Genomic DNA, 15,326 nt, shown 5'->3' on the forward strand with positions numbered 1-15,326 from the left:
ACCATTGCGTAATGGTTATCCCATACGTCTTACATTGTCTCCACAGGCGTAGATATTATCCAGCTCGCGAAAAAGGCACGACCGGACCTGGTCATCGGACGCCATTCGAATGCCCCTCCGAGCAAAAAAAGCAGTGCTAAGGTAAATCGGACGCCATTCGAATGCCCCTCCGAGCGAAAAAAGCAGTGCTAAGGTAAATCGGACGCCATTCGAATGCCCTTCCTAGCGAAAAAAGCAGTGCTAAGGTAAATCGGACGCCATTCGAATGTCCTTCCCAGCGAAAAAAGCAGTGCTAAGGTAAATCGGACGCCATTCGAATGCCCCTCCGAGCAAAAAAAGCAGTGCTAAGGTAAATCGGACGCCATTCGATTGTCCTTCCTAGCGAAAAAAGCAGTGCTAAGGTAAATCGGAAGTCATTCGATTGTCCTTCCGAGCAAAAAAAGCAGTGCTAAGGTAAATCGGACGCCATTCGAATGCCCCTCCGAACGAAAAAAGCAGTGCTATGGTCAATTGGACGCCCCGCACTCGAATCAACTTACATTTTTTAAAAGTCAGAGCAAGATGAAAAATCAGCAAAATGCCGTTTTAAGGATTTTCCTACTTATCGGACAGGTCCGTTACATGCTTGAAGAGGGAGACTTCTTTTGGAAAAACGATAAAAGAGACAGGGAGGGGCGCGGTAAACTAATTTTTGCGTATACGTCGACGTGCATAACATCTTCCGCTAAAATAATTGACATATTGCGATGCTGGTTTGATAATTAATAATAGTTGAAAGTGAATGGGGAAGTGACACCTTTGAGTAAGACTACGCATTTTTATCGGGATACATGGGCAGAAATAAATTTAGAATCATTATATGAAAATACTGCAGCTATTTGTGAGCATCTACCAGAGAAAACATATGTCTTTGCAGCGGTTAAAGCGAATGCATATGGTCATGGCGATGTTCAAACAGCACATACGGTTTTAGAAGCAGGTGCTCATGGACTTGTCGTAGCATTTCTAGATGAAGCATTAGCACTTAGAGAAAATGGGATTACTGCACCGATTCTCGTGCTTGGTGTAACAAGTCCAAGTCATGCTGGGATTGCAGCAAAGCACCATATATCTCTTACCGTTTTTCAAGCAGCTTGGTTAAAAGAAGCGCAAGCAACAATTGCGTCTAGTGACCAACTATGTGTTCATATAAAATGTGATACTGGCATGGGGAGAATTGGTCTAAAGGAAGCAATAGAAATCCGTGAAATAGAACGGATTTTACTGACAGCGGATCAATTTGTGTTTGAAGGAATCTATACGCATTTTGCGACTGCAGATCAATTAGATACTAGTTATTATCAAAAACAATTAAAAACCTTTAAAGAGCTTTTAAATGCATTAGAATCAAAGCCAGCATATATACATGCTGCTAATAGTGCTGCAGCTCTCTTTCATACCGATGCCACCTTTAATGCGGTTAGAATCGGAATCGCACTTTACGGACTCTCACCATCAGAAGAAATGAAATCACTTTTTCCATTTCAAAGAAAAGAAGTATTATCATTACAATCGAAAATAACACATATTAAACAATTACGAGCAGGAGAAAGTGTCGGTTATGGTGCAGTCTATACGGCAGCTTCTGATGAGTGGGTCGCCACGATTCCAATTGGCTATGCAGATGGGTGGATCCGGAAGTTACAAGGCCAAGAAGTGATTGCAGAAGGAGAAAGGGTACCGATTGTCGGGCGAATATGTATGGATCAAACGATGATTAAGCTACCACGTTATATGCCCTTAGGTACAAAGGTGACATTGATTGGTGAACAGGCAGGACAATTTATTTCAATAGATGAAATTGCTGAAAAGATTGATACAATTAACTATGAAGTAACATGCATGATTACGCCTCGAGTACCTCGTGTTTACCTCGGTGGGAATCTTCTATAGTAACTTGCAGTTATGTCGAAAAAAAATAATTAATTTAGCGAAAATAGCAGGAGTTTTGCGATAAACGTAGAATTAAAAGTATTAGTAATAGATTTCATGGGACAATATATAGAAGTATTGTGGAATTTACCTTTTCAGAAACGCTGTTTGATGGTATGATTAAGCTTAATTAATAATAGTATTGGCTTGTAGTAATGGTGGAGGTGTGGTTGGTGTCAGAATCCAGCGCAACAACAGAAATTATTATACGACTGCCGCAGCAACTGATCGCGGAATTGGACGGCTATGCCGAACAAGAAAATGTGAATTGCAATGAAATTATTTACCGTGCCACTAAGGTGTATCTTCGCGAACGAAAAAAACGCCAAATCATTGAGTCTATGAGACGCGGATATATGGAGATGGCCAAAATTAATTTGGCGATCTCATCTGAAGCTCTCCAAGCGGAGTACGAGGCAGAAAATACAGTCGAACGGCTTGTAAGCGGAGGGTAAGTCCTTGGCCGTAAAGCGTGGTGACGTGTATTTCGCCGACTTATCTCCAGTGGTCGGTTCAGAGCAAGGCGGCGTCCGGCCAGTGCTGGTAATTCAGAATGACATTGGGAACAGATTTAGCCCTACTGTAATTGTTGCTGCAATTACAGCACAGATACAAAAAGCAAAACTGCCTACTCATGTGGAAATTGATTCGAAGCGTTATAGTTTTGAGAGGGACTCTGTCCTTTTACTTGAACAAGTAAGAACAATTGATAAGCAACGTTTAACAGACAAGATTACACATCTTGATGAGGAAATGATGGCAAAAGTAGATGAAGCCTTACAAATTAGTCTTGGACTCATCGATTTTTAGGGCGCTCTGCTATATTAGCAGCGTCTTTTTTATGTTAGTGAAGTGATATTCTGTGAATATTGCTAATTTTTGATATGCGAAAGGTGTGAAAGCCTTTTTTACTATAAGCAAAGTAGAACGGAGTGGGATCAATGAATAAAGAAGTTGCTTGTTATATGCAGGATCATGAAGAAGAGTTACTTGAAGCCTGGATGAAAGAGATGCAAAAGCATGGTATTGAACGAGAACGGAACATAGTTTCTAATGAAATGTACTATAACACAAGCAAAGCATTCATTAACATTACCATCTCTAATGTCATAGATACAAAAGATATCTATACTAAAAAAATGGACAGCTTCGTTGTGGATATTGTGCAATTGGGCTGGCCGCTTATATTTATAACTAAAGGTTTGAGAGTGCTTAACACGCTTGTTTATGAGCGGATGATTGATGAAAATGAATACACTGCTAAACAAAACAACGAATTGCTACTGGGCATAAATAAATGGATCGAGCCAATTCACGATGAAATGGTAGAAAGATATTCAGCGACTTGGGAGAAGACAGTTTCATTGCAAAAAATAGCTTTACAAGAATTATCCGCTTCTTTAATTCCTGTGTTTGAAAAAATTTCCGTCATGCCGTTAGTTGGAACCATTGATACTGACAGGGCAAGACTCATCATGGAAAACTTATTAGAGGGTGTCGTCAAGCATCGTGCAGATGTTGTGCTTATAGATATAACGGGTGTGCCTGTAGTGGATACTATGGTTGCTCATCATATTATACAAGCGGCGGACGCTGTTAGACTTGTTGGAGCGAAATGCATGTTAGTTGGCATTCGGCCAGAAATAGCCCAAACAATTGTCAATCTTGGGATTAACTTGAATCAAGTTACAACAACCAGCACATTAAGAAAAGGAATTGAGAAAGCATTAGAATTCACAGACAGAAAGATCGTGAAATTGGAGGGTATGCATTGAATATGAGAATACCGATTTTAAAATTAAAAGATTGTTTGTTGGTGTCTATTCAATGGGAACTTGATGACCACACGGCGTTAGAGTTTCAAGAGGATCTTTTGCAAAAAATCCATGCGACTAGCGCAAGAGGTGTTGTCATTGACATTACATCTATTGATTTTATCGATTCTTTTATTGCAAAAGTACTCGGTGATGTAATGGACATGTCTAAGTTGATGGGGGCTAAAGTTGTTGTTACCGGAATTCAACCTGCAGTTGCTATTACTTTAATTGAACTAGGCATCCGCCTAGAAGATGTCATGACCGCATTAGATTTAGAAAACGGTTTGGACAAATTACAAGAAGAACTGGGGGGTTAGCCGATGGAGCTGCAGTCCTGCGTACAAATATTAAATGAATGGGACATCGTAGCTGTTCGCCAATTAGGTAGAAATGTGGCGAAAGAGGTCGGATTTAGGACGGTAGACCAGGCTAGGATTACAACAGCGATTAGCGAATTGGCACGTAATATTTTTTTATATGCTGGTCGGGGAGAAGTTTGCATCAAAAAGGAGTATTTGGACGGTAAAATAGGCTTGATGATTATTGCCAAAGATCAAGGCCCGGGAATAGCGGATATACGTAGAGTGATGGAAGATGGATATACAACATCGGGCGGGTTGGGAGCTGGATTACCAGGGGTAAAACGGTTGATGGATGAATTTGATATTCAATCTAAAGTGGATGAGGGCACGGAGATAACTGCAGTTAAGTGGCTCCGGTAGAAGGAGTGGACTGTGTGGAGTTTAAAGATTTGTTTGAACTGAAATATAGAGAAATTATTAATGGGTATTTAAAAAGTCAAAATGAACAAAGTCTATATCAGGGGCAAAAATTAAGTAGAAAATTAATTGAACATAATATTTCGCCAGAAGATGTTATTAGCTTACATAAGTCGATAATGATTGAAAATGAAGCTACGCAAGAAAAATTAATAGATTCTTTTGATGTTTTACTAGAAGTAATGATTGGCTATGGTCTGGCTTACCGAGAACATCAAAGTTTACGAACAGAACAATTAGCGATAAAAAATGAGATAGGATTAGCGGCGAATATGCAGCAAACACTGCTTAAAACGTCGATACCGCAAATGGATGGCGTGGATATTGGCGCGCTAAGTGTACCGGCGAGACAAATGAATGGGGATTATTATCACTTTGTAAAAGATGAAAGAAATTGTATTGCTATCGCAATTGCGGATGTAATTGGAAAAGGTATTCCTGCCGCATTGTCCATGTCGATGATCAAATATGCAATGGATAATATGCCTAATAACCGACAATCTCCAAGTGATATTCTTGAAAATTTGAATAGAGAAGTAGAACATAATGTAGAACCGGGTATGTTTATTACAATGTGCTACGGGGTTTATGATCCATCAGAATGTACATTCCGTTATGCGAATGCTGGTCATGAACCAGGTTTTTTTTACGACTCGGAAAATCAGCAGTTTCAAGATTTAAATGGAAAGGGATTATTGTTAGGTATTGATAAACAAACTACATATAATGAGTATGAAAATATACTTGCGCCAGGAGATATGGTCATCCTTTTTTCAGACGGAGTAAGTGAATGTCGTACGGATGAGGGATTTTTTGAGCGAGAAGATATTATTGATGTAATGAAAGAATATATACACCTCCCAGCACAAGATATAGTGACGAATGTTTATAAAGACTTGGAAAGAATCCAGGATTTCGAACTTCGAGATGATTTTACGTTAATTATTTTAAAAAGAACGGAATAAAAATGTTTAACGTTATTTACAACCGGGTATATGATAATGGCACTATAAAAGTGTTAAAAGGGGTGGATAAAATTGAATTTATCAATTGATGTGAGAGAAAGTGGTCAAGAAGTATATGTGAAGCTTAGTGGAGAAATAGATGCATATACTGCTCCGCAAGTAAGAGAAGAGCTAATGAATGCCGTAGAAAGTCCAGGAATAAGGATGGTTGTTGATTTATCTGAGGTAACCTATATGGACAGTACAGGCCTTGGTGTATTTGTAGGATTATTTAAATCTTTAAAAGCGAATGAAGGTCAACTGGATTTTACAGGAATGACTGATCGACTAAAGCGCCTGTTCGAGATTACTGGGTTAGCCGATGTGATGGACATTAATACCGAGGTAGAGGGTGGAGTATAATGAGAGAAGCTTTTGACTACGTTGAAATGAAAATCCCAGCAAAAGCGGAGTATGTCGGTGTAATTCGATTAACACTATCCGGAATTGCAAGTAGAATGGGATTTACTTATGAATTAATAGAGGATTTAAAAATCGCTACTAGTGAGGCAGTTACGAATGCAGTTCAACATGCATATAAAGCGAATGAGGGGGGCGAAATAGTTGTTGGTTTTGCCCTGTACGTAGAAAGACTGGAAGTAATGGTATCAGATTCTGGGAAAAGTTTTAATTTAAAAAAGACGCTTGAAGAAACGGGTCCTTACCAAGAAAATACCCGAGTAGAATTTTTGCGTGAAGGAGGCTTAGGCCTTTACTTGATTGAGAGCTTGATGGACGAAGTGAAAGTTCATCAAAATGAAGGGGTAACTGTATTCATGACAAAATACCTCGATGGAGAGCAGGTGGAGAGGGATGTCGAAACAGTCTCAACCTGATCATTTGAAAAGTGATGTGAATAAGTGGATTAAAGCATACCAACAACATGAAGATGCAGACGCTCAAAATCAACTTGTTTTACATTATAAGAATTTGGTCGATTCTATTGCCCGTAAATATTCAAAAGGAAAATCATTTCATGAGGATATATACCAAGTAGGGATAATTGGGCTTCTTGGTGCAATCCGCCGATATGACGAATCATTTGGGAAATCATTTGAAGCTTTTGCTATTCCGACTATAATTGGTGAAATGAAACGATTTTTACGGGATAAAACATGGAGTGTCCATGTTCCACGTAGAATTAAGGAACTAGGTCCAAAAATTAAAAATGCTAACGAAACATTAACGAGGGAATTACAACGATCTCCGCAAATTCATGAGATTGCTTCTTACTTGGATGAATCGGAAGAAGTAATACTTGAAGCAATGGAGATGGGAAAAAGTTATCAAGCCTTATCTGTCGATCATTCAATTGAAGCAGATTCTGATGGCAGTACTGTTACTCTACTTGATATTGTAGGAAATGTAGACACAGGCTATGAAAAGGTGAATCAGCGTCTTGTCTTGGACAAGGTTTTACACGTTCTATCAGAGAGAGAGAAAAACATAATCCAATATACTTATTTGGAAAATATGAGCCAGAAAGAGGCGGGGGAAATGCTAGGTATTTCACAAATGCATGTATCTCGTTTGCAACGACGTGCAATTAAAAAGTTGCGAGAAGCTATTCAGACGGATTCTCTAAATGCGGAGAGCGCTTCTTCATGATTCATATTGAGAATAACTTTGTTGAAGCGCATGGTTTTCAAACTTCCAAGGATGATAATACTTTTTGTGGAGATAGCTTTTATATGAAAGCAACGGATGAGCATTTTCTTTGTGTCGTTGCTGATGGCCTTGGTAGCGGAAAGTATGCTTATGAATCATCTTACGCTGTTACTTCAGTTGTTCAGTCAAATCCTGATGAAAATGTTGATACGCTAATGGCCTATAGCAACATGGAAACGCGGCGAAAACGCGGTGCAGCAGTAGCAATCTTTAAGGTTGATTATGCTCTTAAGCAGTTTGAATACAGTTGTGTAGGCAATATTCGTTTTTATGTGTATTCACCATCTGGAAAATTGACTTACCCGATGCCTGTAACAGGGTATCTTTCGGGCAGACCTCAAAAGTTTCGTACACAAAAATTCCCATATGAATCAAAATCTAAATTTCTTATTCATTCTGACGGGTTTATGAATGTAAATACGAGAGCATTGTTAGGTAGCGGCCTTCCTGTTGCTTCGCTGACTGAACAACTGAAAGTAAAACAAGTGAATGCAACAGATGATATGACATTTATCGTAGGAAGCCTGCTCTGATTTGGTGGGCTTTTTTGTTGTGTGGTTAATATGTTAAAATGGAATAATGATACTGGGAAATGAGGGAAGCTCATGATTCAAATAGAACAACAGGATGATTTGCTTATTAAGCAACTATCTGATGAATTGAAATTAGCAAAAAAACAGGTGCAAAGCGTGATTGAATTACTTGAAGAAGGTAATACAGTTCCGTTCATTGCGCGCTATCGTAAAGAAATGACAGGTGCTCTCGATGAGGTTCAAATTAAATCAATATTGGATAATTGGCAGTATTTACAAAACCTTGAGCAGCGAAAGATTGATGTCATTCGTTTAATTGAGGAACAAGGCAAACTGACAGAGGAATTACAACAAGAGATAGTCAAAGCAAAGAAATTGCAAATTGTAGAAGATTTGTATCGTCCATATAAGCAGAAAAGACGTACAAAAGCTACGGTAGCTAAAGAAAAAGGTCTGGAGCCTTTGGCTGAATGGCTACTAAGCTTATCTGATGAAAGTTCTGTCGAATCAGAGGCCAAGCGATATGTTTCAGCTGAGAAGGAAGTGCTATCGGCAGAGGACGCTATTAAAGGCGCGCAAGATATTATTGCAGAACAGATTTCAGATGATCCAAATATACGTCAATGGGTGCGAAAGGAAACATTCCAATCTGGTAAAATTGCTTCGCTCGTTAAGGATGCGGAAAAAGACGATAAAAGCATTTTTGAAATGTATTATGAATATGAAGAACCAATCAAGAAAATCGTTCCACATCGTATACTAGCATTAAACCGCGGTGAAAAAGAAGATATTTTACGTGTATCATTAAAATTAGATAACCGAAAGGTATTGCAGTACATAAATAAATATTTTATCAAAAAAGAACATGCAAATGCTGCGCCAATTGTAGTTGAGGCGATAGAAGACGGTTATAAAAGGTTAATTGAACCTGCTATTGAAAGGGAACTTAGAAACGAGTTGACGGAAAAGGCAGAAAATCAAGCAATACATATCTTTTCCGAGAATTTAAGAAACCTTTTACTTCAACCGCCATTAAAAGGGAAAGTTGTTCTTGGATTAGATCCAGCGTATCGAACTGGTTGTAAGCTTGCGGTAGTGGATGAAACGGGGAAAGTACTTGAGATAGATGTTATTTTTCCGCATCCACCAAAGGCAAAACAAGCGGAAGCGAAAGATAAAATGATGAATATCATTAGGAAATATCATGTTGAAATTATTGCGATTGGTAATGGGACTGCCTCTCAAGAATCAGAACAATTTACCGTTGATGTGTTAAAAGAACTTCAAACAGACCTTGCGTACCTCATCGTAAATGAAGCGGGGGCGAGTGTTTATTCTGCATCCGACCTTGCAAGAGAAGAATTTCCTCATTTGCAAGTAGAGGAAAGGAGTGCGGTTTCCATCGCAAGAAGATTGCAAGATCCACTTGCTGAATTAGTGAAAATTGACCCTAAATCAGTAGGCGTGGGCCAATACCAGCATGATGTTACACAAAAAAAATTAAATGATTCTCTTTCGTTTGTTGTAGAAACCGCGGTTAACCAAGTAGGGGTAAATGTAAACACTGCCTCATCATCCTTACTTCAATATGTATCAGGACTTAGCAAGACGGTTGCTAATAATATCGTCAAGCAACGTGAGGAGACTGGAAAGTTTGCCAATCGGAAGCAATTAAAAAAGATTCCACGTCTTGGTGCAAAAACATATGAACAAGCCATCGGATTCATGCGAATTTTTGATGGGGAAGAACCGCTAGATTTAACCCCAATCCATCCTGAAAGTTATGGAGAGGTACAACGTCTATTGACGAAACTAGGATTTTCCACGTCGGATCTTGGAACAGAGGCGTTAATAGAAGCGCTCAGGGGAATAAATGTAGATGAATTAGCTGCAGAATTGGATCTTGGGGTATTAACATTAACGGATATCATAGATGCCTTAATGAAGCCTGGAAGAGATCTTAGGGATGAGCAGCCAAAGCCACTTCTTAAAAAAGACTTGCTAAAATTGAATGATTTACTGCCGGGAATGGAACTACAAGGAACAGTCCGGAATGTTGTTGACTTTGGTGCATTTGTTGATGTGGGTGTGAAGGAAGATGGTTTAGTCCACATATCAAAATTGAGTAATCGATTTGTCAAACATCCACTTGATGTCGTGTCTCTCGGTGACGTTGTAACTGTGTGGGTAGAAAAAGTGGATGTGCAAAAGGGACGTCTATCACTAACGATGCTAAAAACAACTAATTAGAATGGAAGTTCATACCATAATAGAGCTTGTAGAGATAGTAACACGCAATTCTACAAGCTATACACTGCTCAAGTTAGCGGTGTTTTTTTCTGTAAAAGAACCAACATTGATTAAGTAATTGGACTTGATGACGATCTTTTTGCATAAATGCTTTCTTTATTTGATTTTGAAACCAGGCAGGCATACAAAGGACCCCCTAGTAAAAGTATTTGTTCATTTTAATGTATGGTAAAATAGGTTGTCATGTTCTGAAAAATTTTCTGGAGGATATCTTCGATGACGAACGAGCAATTACAGCTGTTAACTGAAAGTATTTCTATAAAACTTTTCAACAAAACCTTCAAACACGCTGCATACTTTAATCCTCGTCTACGAACGACGGGTGGTCGTTACATGCTTTCTTCGCATGACATAGAAATTAATAGAAAGTATTATGAGGAACATGGATTAAAAGAAATGGAAGGTATTATTAAACATGAATTATGTCACTACCATCTTCATATTGAAGGTAGAGGTTATAAACATAGAGATAACGATTTTCGAACACTACTAAAAAAGGTGGGAGCACCGAGACATTGCACTCCGTTAGCAGAAGAAATAAAAAGAAAAATGTATGTGCCCCGCATTTATGAGTGTACAAATTGCAGATTTATATTTGAACGTAAGAGGAGAATAAATACAGATCGGTATGTTTGTGGAAGATGTAGAGGGAAGCTTAAAGAAAAGATGTAGCAATGATTCTAAAAAAATAAGAAAAAGACAAATATCTCTTGACAGTTTAGTGATTGATAACTATAATCAGAAGAGTCATTATTCCGCAGTAGCTCAGTGGTAGAGCTATCGGCTGTTAACCGATCGGTCGTAGGTTCGAATCCTACCTGCGGAGTTATATGGAAAAGCGCAAAGCGCCCGTTTAGCGCATGAAACTAGACCTAGACGTGGATTGCTAGTCGATGTGGGCTAGACAAGAAAGACAAAACTGTATATAAATTTTATAAATTTTATAAATTTTATATATTTTCTTATTTTTATGGGGAAGTACTCAAGAGGCTGAAGAGGTGCCCCTGCTAAGGGCATAGGTCGCGTAAGTGGCGCGAGGGTTCAAATCCCTCCTTCTCCGCCATATAAATTTTTATATTGGCCCCTTGGTCAAGCGGTTAAGACACCGCCCTTTCACGGCGGTATCACGGGTTCGAATCCCGTAGGGGTCACCAATTTATTTCATTATCGCGGGGTGGAGCAGTTCGGTAGCTCGTCGGGCTCATAACCCGAAGGTCGCAGGTTCAAATCCTGCCCCCGCAATCATTAATCTTTCAAGATTTAATCTTGAATTGTCTGGTCCCGTGGTGTAGCGGTTAACATGCCTGCCTGTCACGCAGGAGATCGCGGGTTCGATTCCCGTCGGGACCGCCATTTTTACATACTAATAAATATAGTGATTTTAATTTCATGAGTGGGCTATAGCCAAGCGGTAAGGCAACGGACTTTGACTCCGTCATTCGTTGGTTCGAATCCAGCTAGCCCAGCCATGAGCCATTAGCTCAGTTGGTAGAGCATCTGACTTTTAATCAGAGGGTCGCAGGTTCGAATCCTGCATGGCTCATCATTAATTAACTTAAATGCGTGTTGAATATCCTCTATAAAGGAAGTTAAAATGTTATTGACAAGATAATAGTATCTTGATATGATTTAACTTATTCTTTTACAAAGCGGTCGTGGCGGAATGGCAGACGCGCTAGGTTGAGGGCCTAGTGGGGGAAACCCTGTGGAGGTTCAAGTCCTCTCGGCCGCATCATAACTAATCAAACTAAGGAAGCTGGGACATAACTAGCTTCCAAATAGTGAGAAAGGTGAAATTGAGCGCGCTCAATTTCACCTTTCTCTTTTATCGTTTGTTATTTATGTTCGAACCAATGTGTTGACCGTGAATTTTCGTAAATTCACGGCCATTAATGCTAGGCCCATTTCATTTTCGACCTTCGATTTTCCGCGAACTGAAAATCGAGTGAAACACAAATTAGCCTTCAAGAATCCAAAAACTGGTTCTACATCGATTTTGCGTCGACGGTAAATAGAATTCGTTTTTTCTTCTGAAAGCTTCGCTCTCACATATTCTTTTTGTTGTTCCCATTTCTTGTTCACCATTATCTTTCGATGATTTCCTTCTTTTGCTTTCGTACATAATGAACGGAATGGGCAATCTGAACAGTCTTCACACTCATAGATTTTAAATTCTCGCTCGAAACCTGACTTATCTGTACGAACAGAATGATATTTAAAGACAACGCGCTGTTGATTAGGGCAAGTATAGGTATCTTTCTCTTCATCGTAAAGCCAGTTAACTGAATTGAATTCGTTTTGTTTATATTTTTTATTTTGTTCTTTCAAATACATGTTATACGTAATTAACGCTTCTCGTTTACGATTTGAAAGAATATCATCATAATTTTGTTCACTACCATATCCTGCGTCCGCGACAATGTACTTCGGTAATGGAAGATAATGTTGCTCGATTTCATCTAGGAATGGAATTAATGTACGTGTGTCTGTTGGATTCGAAAATAAACTATAGGCAAGTGTATATTGACCTTCGGTCGAAATTTGTACATTATAACCAGGTTTCAATTGACCATTTTTCATATAATCATCTTTCATACGCATGAACGTCGCATCATGATCTGTTTTCGAATAACTATTACGCGTGCCAAAGATTTCAAAATGTCGTTCATATTTCTGTTTACGAACGATGTAATCCAGTAACTGTTTGCGGACCTGTTTTGGGAACTTCCGTTCACTCCTTAACGTTTTTCTTTCTGTATTGTCTGAAGATGCTTCAATCTTTTTGTCATAGTCGTTAATGACATCGTCTGCTTTTTGAACTATGCGGGCGAGTTCCTCAAGGGTTAATTCTTCTTCGCTTTCACGCTCAATTTCGGGTAAAATCTCTTTCTCAAGTAGCTCATTGTAGAGTTGATTTTTCAATTAATCCCTGATGATATTTCTCAATTGATTTTTTCCAGACAAATGTAAATTTATTCGCATTCGCTTCAATTTTTGTACCATCAATAAAAATTGCTTCTTGGTCAATAAGCTTTTCTTGGACTAACTGACAGCGAAATTGTACAAAGCATTGACGAATTAATTCTTTAACTTCAGGTTGCACACGAAAGCGATTAATTGTACGATAGCTCGGTTCGTATCCTTGTACGAGCCACACCATGCGAATACTGTCTTTTAAAAGTGCTTCAATTTTACGACCCGAAAATACAGATTGAGTGTAGCCACATAAGATGATTTTAAGCATCATGCGGGGGTGATAGGCAGGACATCCCTCATTTCGAAGAAATGGTTCAAAGGCTTCCTGCGGGATGCTTTCAACTAAACAGTGAATGTGGAAGGCAATATCGTTATTTTGCAAATTTACTTCTAAATCTAAAGGTAAAACTAATTGATTCATGTTATAATTTTTAAACATAAGGATCCTACTTTCTGATTGGATTTAGTGTGGTAACTTAATTTTATCAGAAGTAGGCCTTTTTTTATTAAAAAAATAATTAAAGCCGGAGAAATTTTACTCATCGTAAAATTTCTCCGGCTTTTTCGTTTCAGAGGTAGGTTTTGTCCCAGCCTCTTTTTTTGTTTTTCCTACTAGGTTTTTTTTTGGAAAATAGCGGGAGCTTCTATTGAGTGGGAATAGGAAGAACAGAATTGGCCAGAGCACATTGAAAAATTGTATATAAGGCAAATAGGACAGATTATGAATGAGCGGTAAATGAAGAAAGGGGTTTTCTGTTTTAGAGCCTGAAGGGATGCTGTCCTTATAAAAAGGTAAGCAAAATAAAAGGATGTCTTGTGTACCTTTCTACAGCTATTGTTTATAATCAAATTTATATAATGTGGGAGGGATTTAACAATATATGAAAAAGGTATCCATTGTATTAATAATAGTTATCGGTTTTGCTGTAATTTCAATTGGAACTTATTCTATTCTAGATACACCAAAAGAAGAGATAAAACAGGAAATAAAACAAGGTAAAGAAAAGGTGGATACGCTAGAAGGAAAAGCGATTGTTGAAGAAGTAAGTGAAGTTGAAACAGATCAGTCTAAAAAAATTGGCGGCATTGAGGTAGAACTTGACGTGAATGTTAACTCGAGTCAAGATCAAGTTCTTGATGTGATGCATAAAATGACTCATCAAAAAATTAAAGCTGAGGATAAATGGGGTGCTGTGCCAATGATCAAGAGCAGCATCGAAGGTATCTATGATATTGTAAGTCAGAGTGATTTTGAAGAAAAATTGGCGTTAATGGAAATTGTAACTAGGTGGAAAGAAGGAGACTTTAGTAAAGTTGACGATGACCATAACTTTTTTTGGGGAATTCAGGGTGGTACACTTGGTAAAGCTTTTGGAATAATGGATGAAACGGAAGAAAAAGAATTCATTATTATTAACTTTGGAGAAAAGTTCGTAACGGAAGTTGATATTCAATAAAAAACTAAGCCTTCCTAACTCTAATAGCTTTAGGGAAACCTTTATTTTTAGATTTAAGGAAGGGTTTATAAATTCGAAGAGCTACTTGAGAATTGTGTGGAATGAACATAAATTCTTATGTGTGGATGTTGTATTTGAAGTAAGTGAAAAAACGTCCCTTGATATGCTCGTAACTATAACGAATGAACAGTGCGAGCAAAATCATATCGGATTACCATATTCATGTGTTATTCAACTATATCATTTAATGAGGAAGGTTCGTATTATATCAGTTTTAGCCAGGGTTTTTTAAAAAAGTCGAGAAATGATGTTGACAGATCTCTTATGATAGTTTAATATAGGTCTAGTCGCTGTTAATTGATAGCGAATGAGAATAATCTATGGTTAATTATATATTACCTACCATTATAAAGCGCCCGTAGCTCAATTGGATAGAGCGTCTGACTACGGATCAGAAGGTTGTGGATTCGACTTCTGCCGGGCGCGCCATTTAAAACGGGAAGTAGCTCAGCTTGGTAGAGCACTTGGTTTGGGACCAAGGGGTCGCAGGTTCAAATCCTGTCTTCCCGACCATGTATCACAACATATTATATTGCGGGTGTAGTTTAGTGGTAAAACCTCAGCCTTCCAAGCTGATGATGAGGGTTCGATTCCCTTCACCCGCTCCAAAAAAAGTGTTGACAGGAACTTTTCGACATGTTATGATATAAAAGTTGCTGTTAGGACAAGCAGATGAATTTGATCTTTGAAAACTGAACGAAACAAAACGTCAAAAAGTAATACATGTAAGACCAGCAAATGAGCTACAAAC

The 15,326-nt window shown here is 38.4% G+C and carries 15 protein-coding genes, 11 tRNA genes and 1 pseudogene; 25 read left to right on the top strand and 2 right to left on the bottom strand.

Annotated features, from left to right (window positions below; genetic code table 11):
• The first annotated feature begins 798 nt into the window (after window positions 1-798).
• The 12 genes from alr to MHB53_RS19900 all read left to right on the top strand — a co-directional run bounded on the left by alr (window position 799) and on the right by MHB53_RS19900 (window position 10,022).
• Window positions 799-1,932 carry an alanine racemase gene (gene alr, locus MHB53_RS19845; RefSeq protein WP_340921690.1) on the top strand — a complete coding sequence of 378 codons (1,134 nt, stop codon included), beginning with the start codon at window positions 799-801 and terminating at the stop codon, window positions 1,930-1,932.
• Between the two features lie 212 nt (window positions 1,933-2,144).
• Entirely contained in the window at window positions 2,145-2,426 is a 282-nt protein-coding gene (locus MHB53_RS19850; RefSeq protein WP_340921693.1) for an antitoxin endoai, read from the top strand.
• 4 nt (window positions 2,427-2,430) lie between these two features.
• Window positions 2,431-2,781, top strand: a complete 351-nt coding sequence (locus MHB53_RS19855) for a type II toxin-antitoxin system PemK/MazF family toxin (RefSeq protein ID WP_340921696.1) — start codon at window positions 2,431-2,433, stop codon at window positions 2,779-2,781.
• A gap of 131 nt (window positions 2,782-2,912) precedes the next feature.
• A complete protein-coding gene (locus MHB53_RS19860; protein ID WP_340921699.1) occupies window positions 2,913-3,746 on the top strand; it encodes an STAS domain-containing protein in 834 nt (277 codons plus the stop codon).
• Window positions 3,747-3,748: 2 nt separating this feature from the next.
• Complete coding sequence (locus MHB53_RS19865; protein ID WP_340924869.1) at window positions 3,749-4,105, top strand: STAS domain-containing protein; 357 nt, start codon at window positions 3,749-3,751, stop codon at window positions 4,103-4,105.
• A gap of 3 nt (window positions 4,106-4,108) precedes the next feature.
• Window positions 4,109-4,510 carry an anti-sigma regulatory factor gene (locus tag MHB53_RS19870; RefSeq protein WP_340921702.1) on the top strand — a complete coding sequence of 134 codons (402 nt, stop codon included), beginning with the start codon at window positions 4,109-4,111 and terminating at the stop codon, window positions 4,508-4,510.
• Window positions 4,511-4,524: 14 nt separating this feature from the next.
• Complete coding sequence (locus tag MHB53_RS19875) at window positions 4,525-5,532, top strand: PP2C family protein-serine/threonine phosphatase (protein WP_340921705.1); 1,008 nt, start codon at window positions 4,525-4,527, stop codon at window positions 5,530-5,532.
• Between the two features lie 72 nt (window positions 5,533-5,604).
• Window positions 5,605-5,934 (top strand): STAS domain-containing protein, encoded by a 330-nt coding sequence (locus tag MHB53_RS19880; RefSeq protein ID WP_340921708.1) that lies wholly within the window; start codon window positions 5,605-5,607, stop codon window positions 5,932-5,934.
• A complete protein-coding gene (gene rsbW, locus MHB53_RS19885; RefSeq protein ID WP_340921710.1) occupies window positions 5,934-6,407 on the top strand; it encodes an anti-sigma B factor RsbW in 474 nt (157 codons plus the stop codon). The genes MHB53_RS19880 and rsbW overlap by 1 nt, the downstream gene beginning before the upstream one ends.
• The gene (sigB, locus tag MHB53_RS19890; protein WP_340921712.1) at window positions 6,385-7,179 is read left to right on the top strand and encodes an RNA polymerase sigma factor SigB; all 795 of its coding nucleotides are present in this window, start codon (window positions 6,385-6,387) and stop codon (window positions 7,177-7,179) included. The genes rsbW and sigB overlap by 23 nt, the downstream gene beginning before the upstream one ends.
• On the top strand, window positions 7,176-7,772 hold the full coding sequence (locus MHB53_RS19895) for a PP2C family serine/threonine-protein phosphatase (protein WP_340921714.1): 597 nt from the start codon (window positions 7,176-7,178) through the stop codon (window positions 7,770-7,772). The genes sigB and MHB53_RS19895 overlap by 4 nt, the downstream gene beginning before the upstream one ends.
• Window positions 7,773-7,844: 72 nt before the next feature.
• On the top strand, window positions 7,845-10,022 hold the full coding sequence (locus tag MHB53_RS19900; protein WP_340921715.1) for a Tex family protein: 2,178 nt from the start codon (window positions 7,845-7,847) through the stop codon (window positions 10,020-10,022).
• 73 nt (window positions 10,023-10,095) lie between these two features.
• Here the strand turns inward: MHB53_RS19900 and cmpA are convergent, their stop codons facing one another.
• On the bottom strand, window positions 10,096-10,206 hold the full coding sequence (gene cmpA / locus MHB53_RS19905) for a cortex morphogenetic protein CmpA (protein WP_340921717.1): 111 nt from the start codon (window positions 10,204-10,206) through the stop codon (window positions 10,096-10,098).
• A 92-nt stretch (window positions 10,207-10,298) separates the two neighbouring features.
• Here cmpA and MHB53_RS19910 point away from each other — a divergent pair, with 92 nt between their 5' ends.
• The 9 genes from MHB53_RS19910 to MHB53_RS19950 all read left to right on the top strand — a co-directional run bounded on the left by MHB53_RS19910 (window position 10,299) and on the right by MHB53_RS19950 (window position 11,814).
• Window positions 10,299-10,754: a SprT family protein gene (locus tag MHB53_RS19910; RefSeq protein ID WP_340921719.1), complete on the top strand. Its 456-nt coding sequence runs from the start codon at window positions 10,299-10,301 to the stop codon at window positions 10,752-10,754.
• Between the two features lie 82 nt (window positions 10,755-10,836).
• A tRNA-Asn gene (locus tag MHB53_RS19915) sits at window positions 10,837-10,908 on the top strand.
• Between the two features lie 146 nt (window positions 10,909-11,054).
• Window positions 11,055-11,145, top strand: a tRNA-Ser gene (locus MHB53_RS19920).
• A gap of 16 nt (window positions 11,146-11,161) precedes the next feature.
• Window positions 11,162-11,236: transfer RNA gene (locus MHB53_RS19925), tRNA-Glu, on the top strand.
• 14 nt (window positions 11,237-11,250) lie between these two features.
• Window positions 11,251-11,324 (top strand) — tRNA-Met (locus MHB53_RS19930).
• Window positions 11,325-11,359: 35 nt separating this feature from the next.
• Window positions 11,360-11,435: transfer RNA gene (locus MHB53_RS19935), tRNA-Asp, on the top strand.
• Window positions 11,436-11,476: 41 nt separating this feature from the next.
• Window positions 11,477-11,551, top strand: a tRNA-Gln gene (locus MHB53_RS19940).
• A gap of 1 nt (window position 11,552) precedes the next feature.
• Window positions 11,553-11,625: transfer RNA gene (locus MHB53_RS19945), tRNA-Lys, on the top strand.
• A gap of 106 nt (window positions 11,626-11,731) precedes the next feature.
• Window positions 11,732-11,814 (top strand) — tRNA-Leu (locus MHB53_RS19950).
• A 107-nt stretch (window positions 11,815-11,921) separates the two neighbouring features.
• Here the strand turns inward: MHB53_RS19950 and MHB53_RS19955 are convergent.
• Window positions 11,922-13,497: pseudogene (locus tag MHB53_RS19955) on the bottom strand (IS1182 family transposase).
• 442 nt (window positions 13,498-13,939) lie between these two features.
• Here MHB53_RS19955 and MHB53_RS19960 point away from each other — a divergent pair.
• The 4 genes from MHB53_RS19960 (at window position 13,940) to MHB53_RS19975 (ending at window position 15,183) form a co-directional block, all read left to right on the top strand.
• Window positions 13,940-14,515 (top strand): DUF6241 domain-containing protein, encoded by a 576-nt coding sequence (locus tag MHB53_RS19960; protein ID WP_340921721.1) that lies wholly within the window; start codon window positions 13,940-13,942, stop codon window positions 14,513-14,515.
• 412 nt (window positions 14,516-14,927) lie between these two features.
• Window positions 14,928-15,004: transfer RNA gene (locus MHB53_RS19965), tRNA-Arg, on the top strand.
• Between the two features lie 7 nt (window positions 15,005-15,011).
• A tRNA-Pro gene (locus MHB53_RS19970) sits at window positions 15,012-15,088 on the top strand.
• Window positions 15,089-15,109: 21 nt separating this feature from the next.
• A tRNA-Gly gene (locus tag MHB53_RS19975) sits at window positions 15,110-15,183 on the top strand.
• Window positions 15,184-15,326 lie beyond the last annotated feature (143 nt).

It is taken from the genome of Bacillus sp. FSL K6-3431, from assembly GCF_038002605.1.
In the GTDB taxonomy this organism is placed as follows: Bacteria; Bacillota; Bacilli; order Bacillales; family Bacillaceae_C; genus Lederbergia.

Bases quoted from the DNA above. Each gene is read 5' to 3' on its own strand.
- MHB53_RS19865 (WP_340924869.1), top strand. From the start codon at position 3,749: ATGAGAATACCGATTTTAAAATTAAAAGATTGTTTGTTGGTGTCTATT.
- cmpA (WP_340921717.1), bottom strand. From the start codon at position 10,206: ATGCCTGCCTGGTTTCAAAATCAAATAAAGAAAGCATTTATGCAAAAA.
- sigB (WP_340921712.1), top strand. From the start codon at position 6,385: ATGTCGAAACAGTCTCAACCTGATCATTTGAAAAGTGATGTGAATAAG.
- MHB53_RS19960 (WP_340921721.1), top strand. From the start codon at position 13,940: ATGAAAAAGGTATCCATTGTATTAATAATAGTTATCGGTTTTGCTGTA.
- MHB53_RS19870 (WP_340921702.1), top strand. From the start codon at position 4,109: ATGGAGCTGCAGTCCTGCGTACAAATATTAAATGAATGGGACATCGTA.
- rsbW (WP_340921710.1), top strand. From the start codon at position 5,934: ATGAGAGAAGCTTTTGACTACGTTGAAATGAAAATCCCAGCAAAAGCG.
- MHB53_RS19860 (WP_340921699.1), top strand. From the start codon at position 2,913: ATGAATAAAGAAGTTGCTTGTTATATGCAGGATCATGAAGAAGAGTTA.
- MHB53_RS19895 (WP_340921714.1), top strand. From the start codon at position 7,176: ATGATTCATATTGAGAATAACTTTGTTGAAGCGCATGGTTTTCAAACT.
- MHB53_RS19900 (WP_340921715.1), top strand. From the start codon at position 7,845: ATGATTCAAATAGAACAACAGGATGATTTGCTTATTAAGCAACTATCT.
- MHB53_RS19910 (WP_340921719.1), top strand. From the start codon at position 10,299: ATGACGAACGAGCAATTACAGCTGTTAACTGAAAGTATTTCTATAAAA.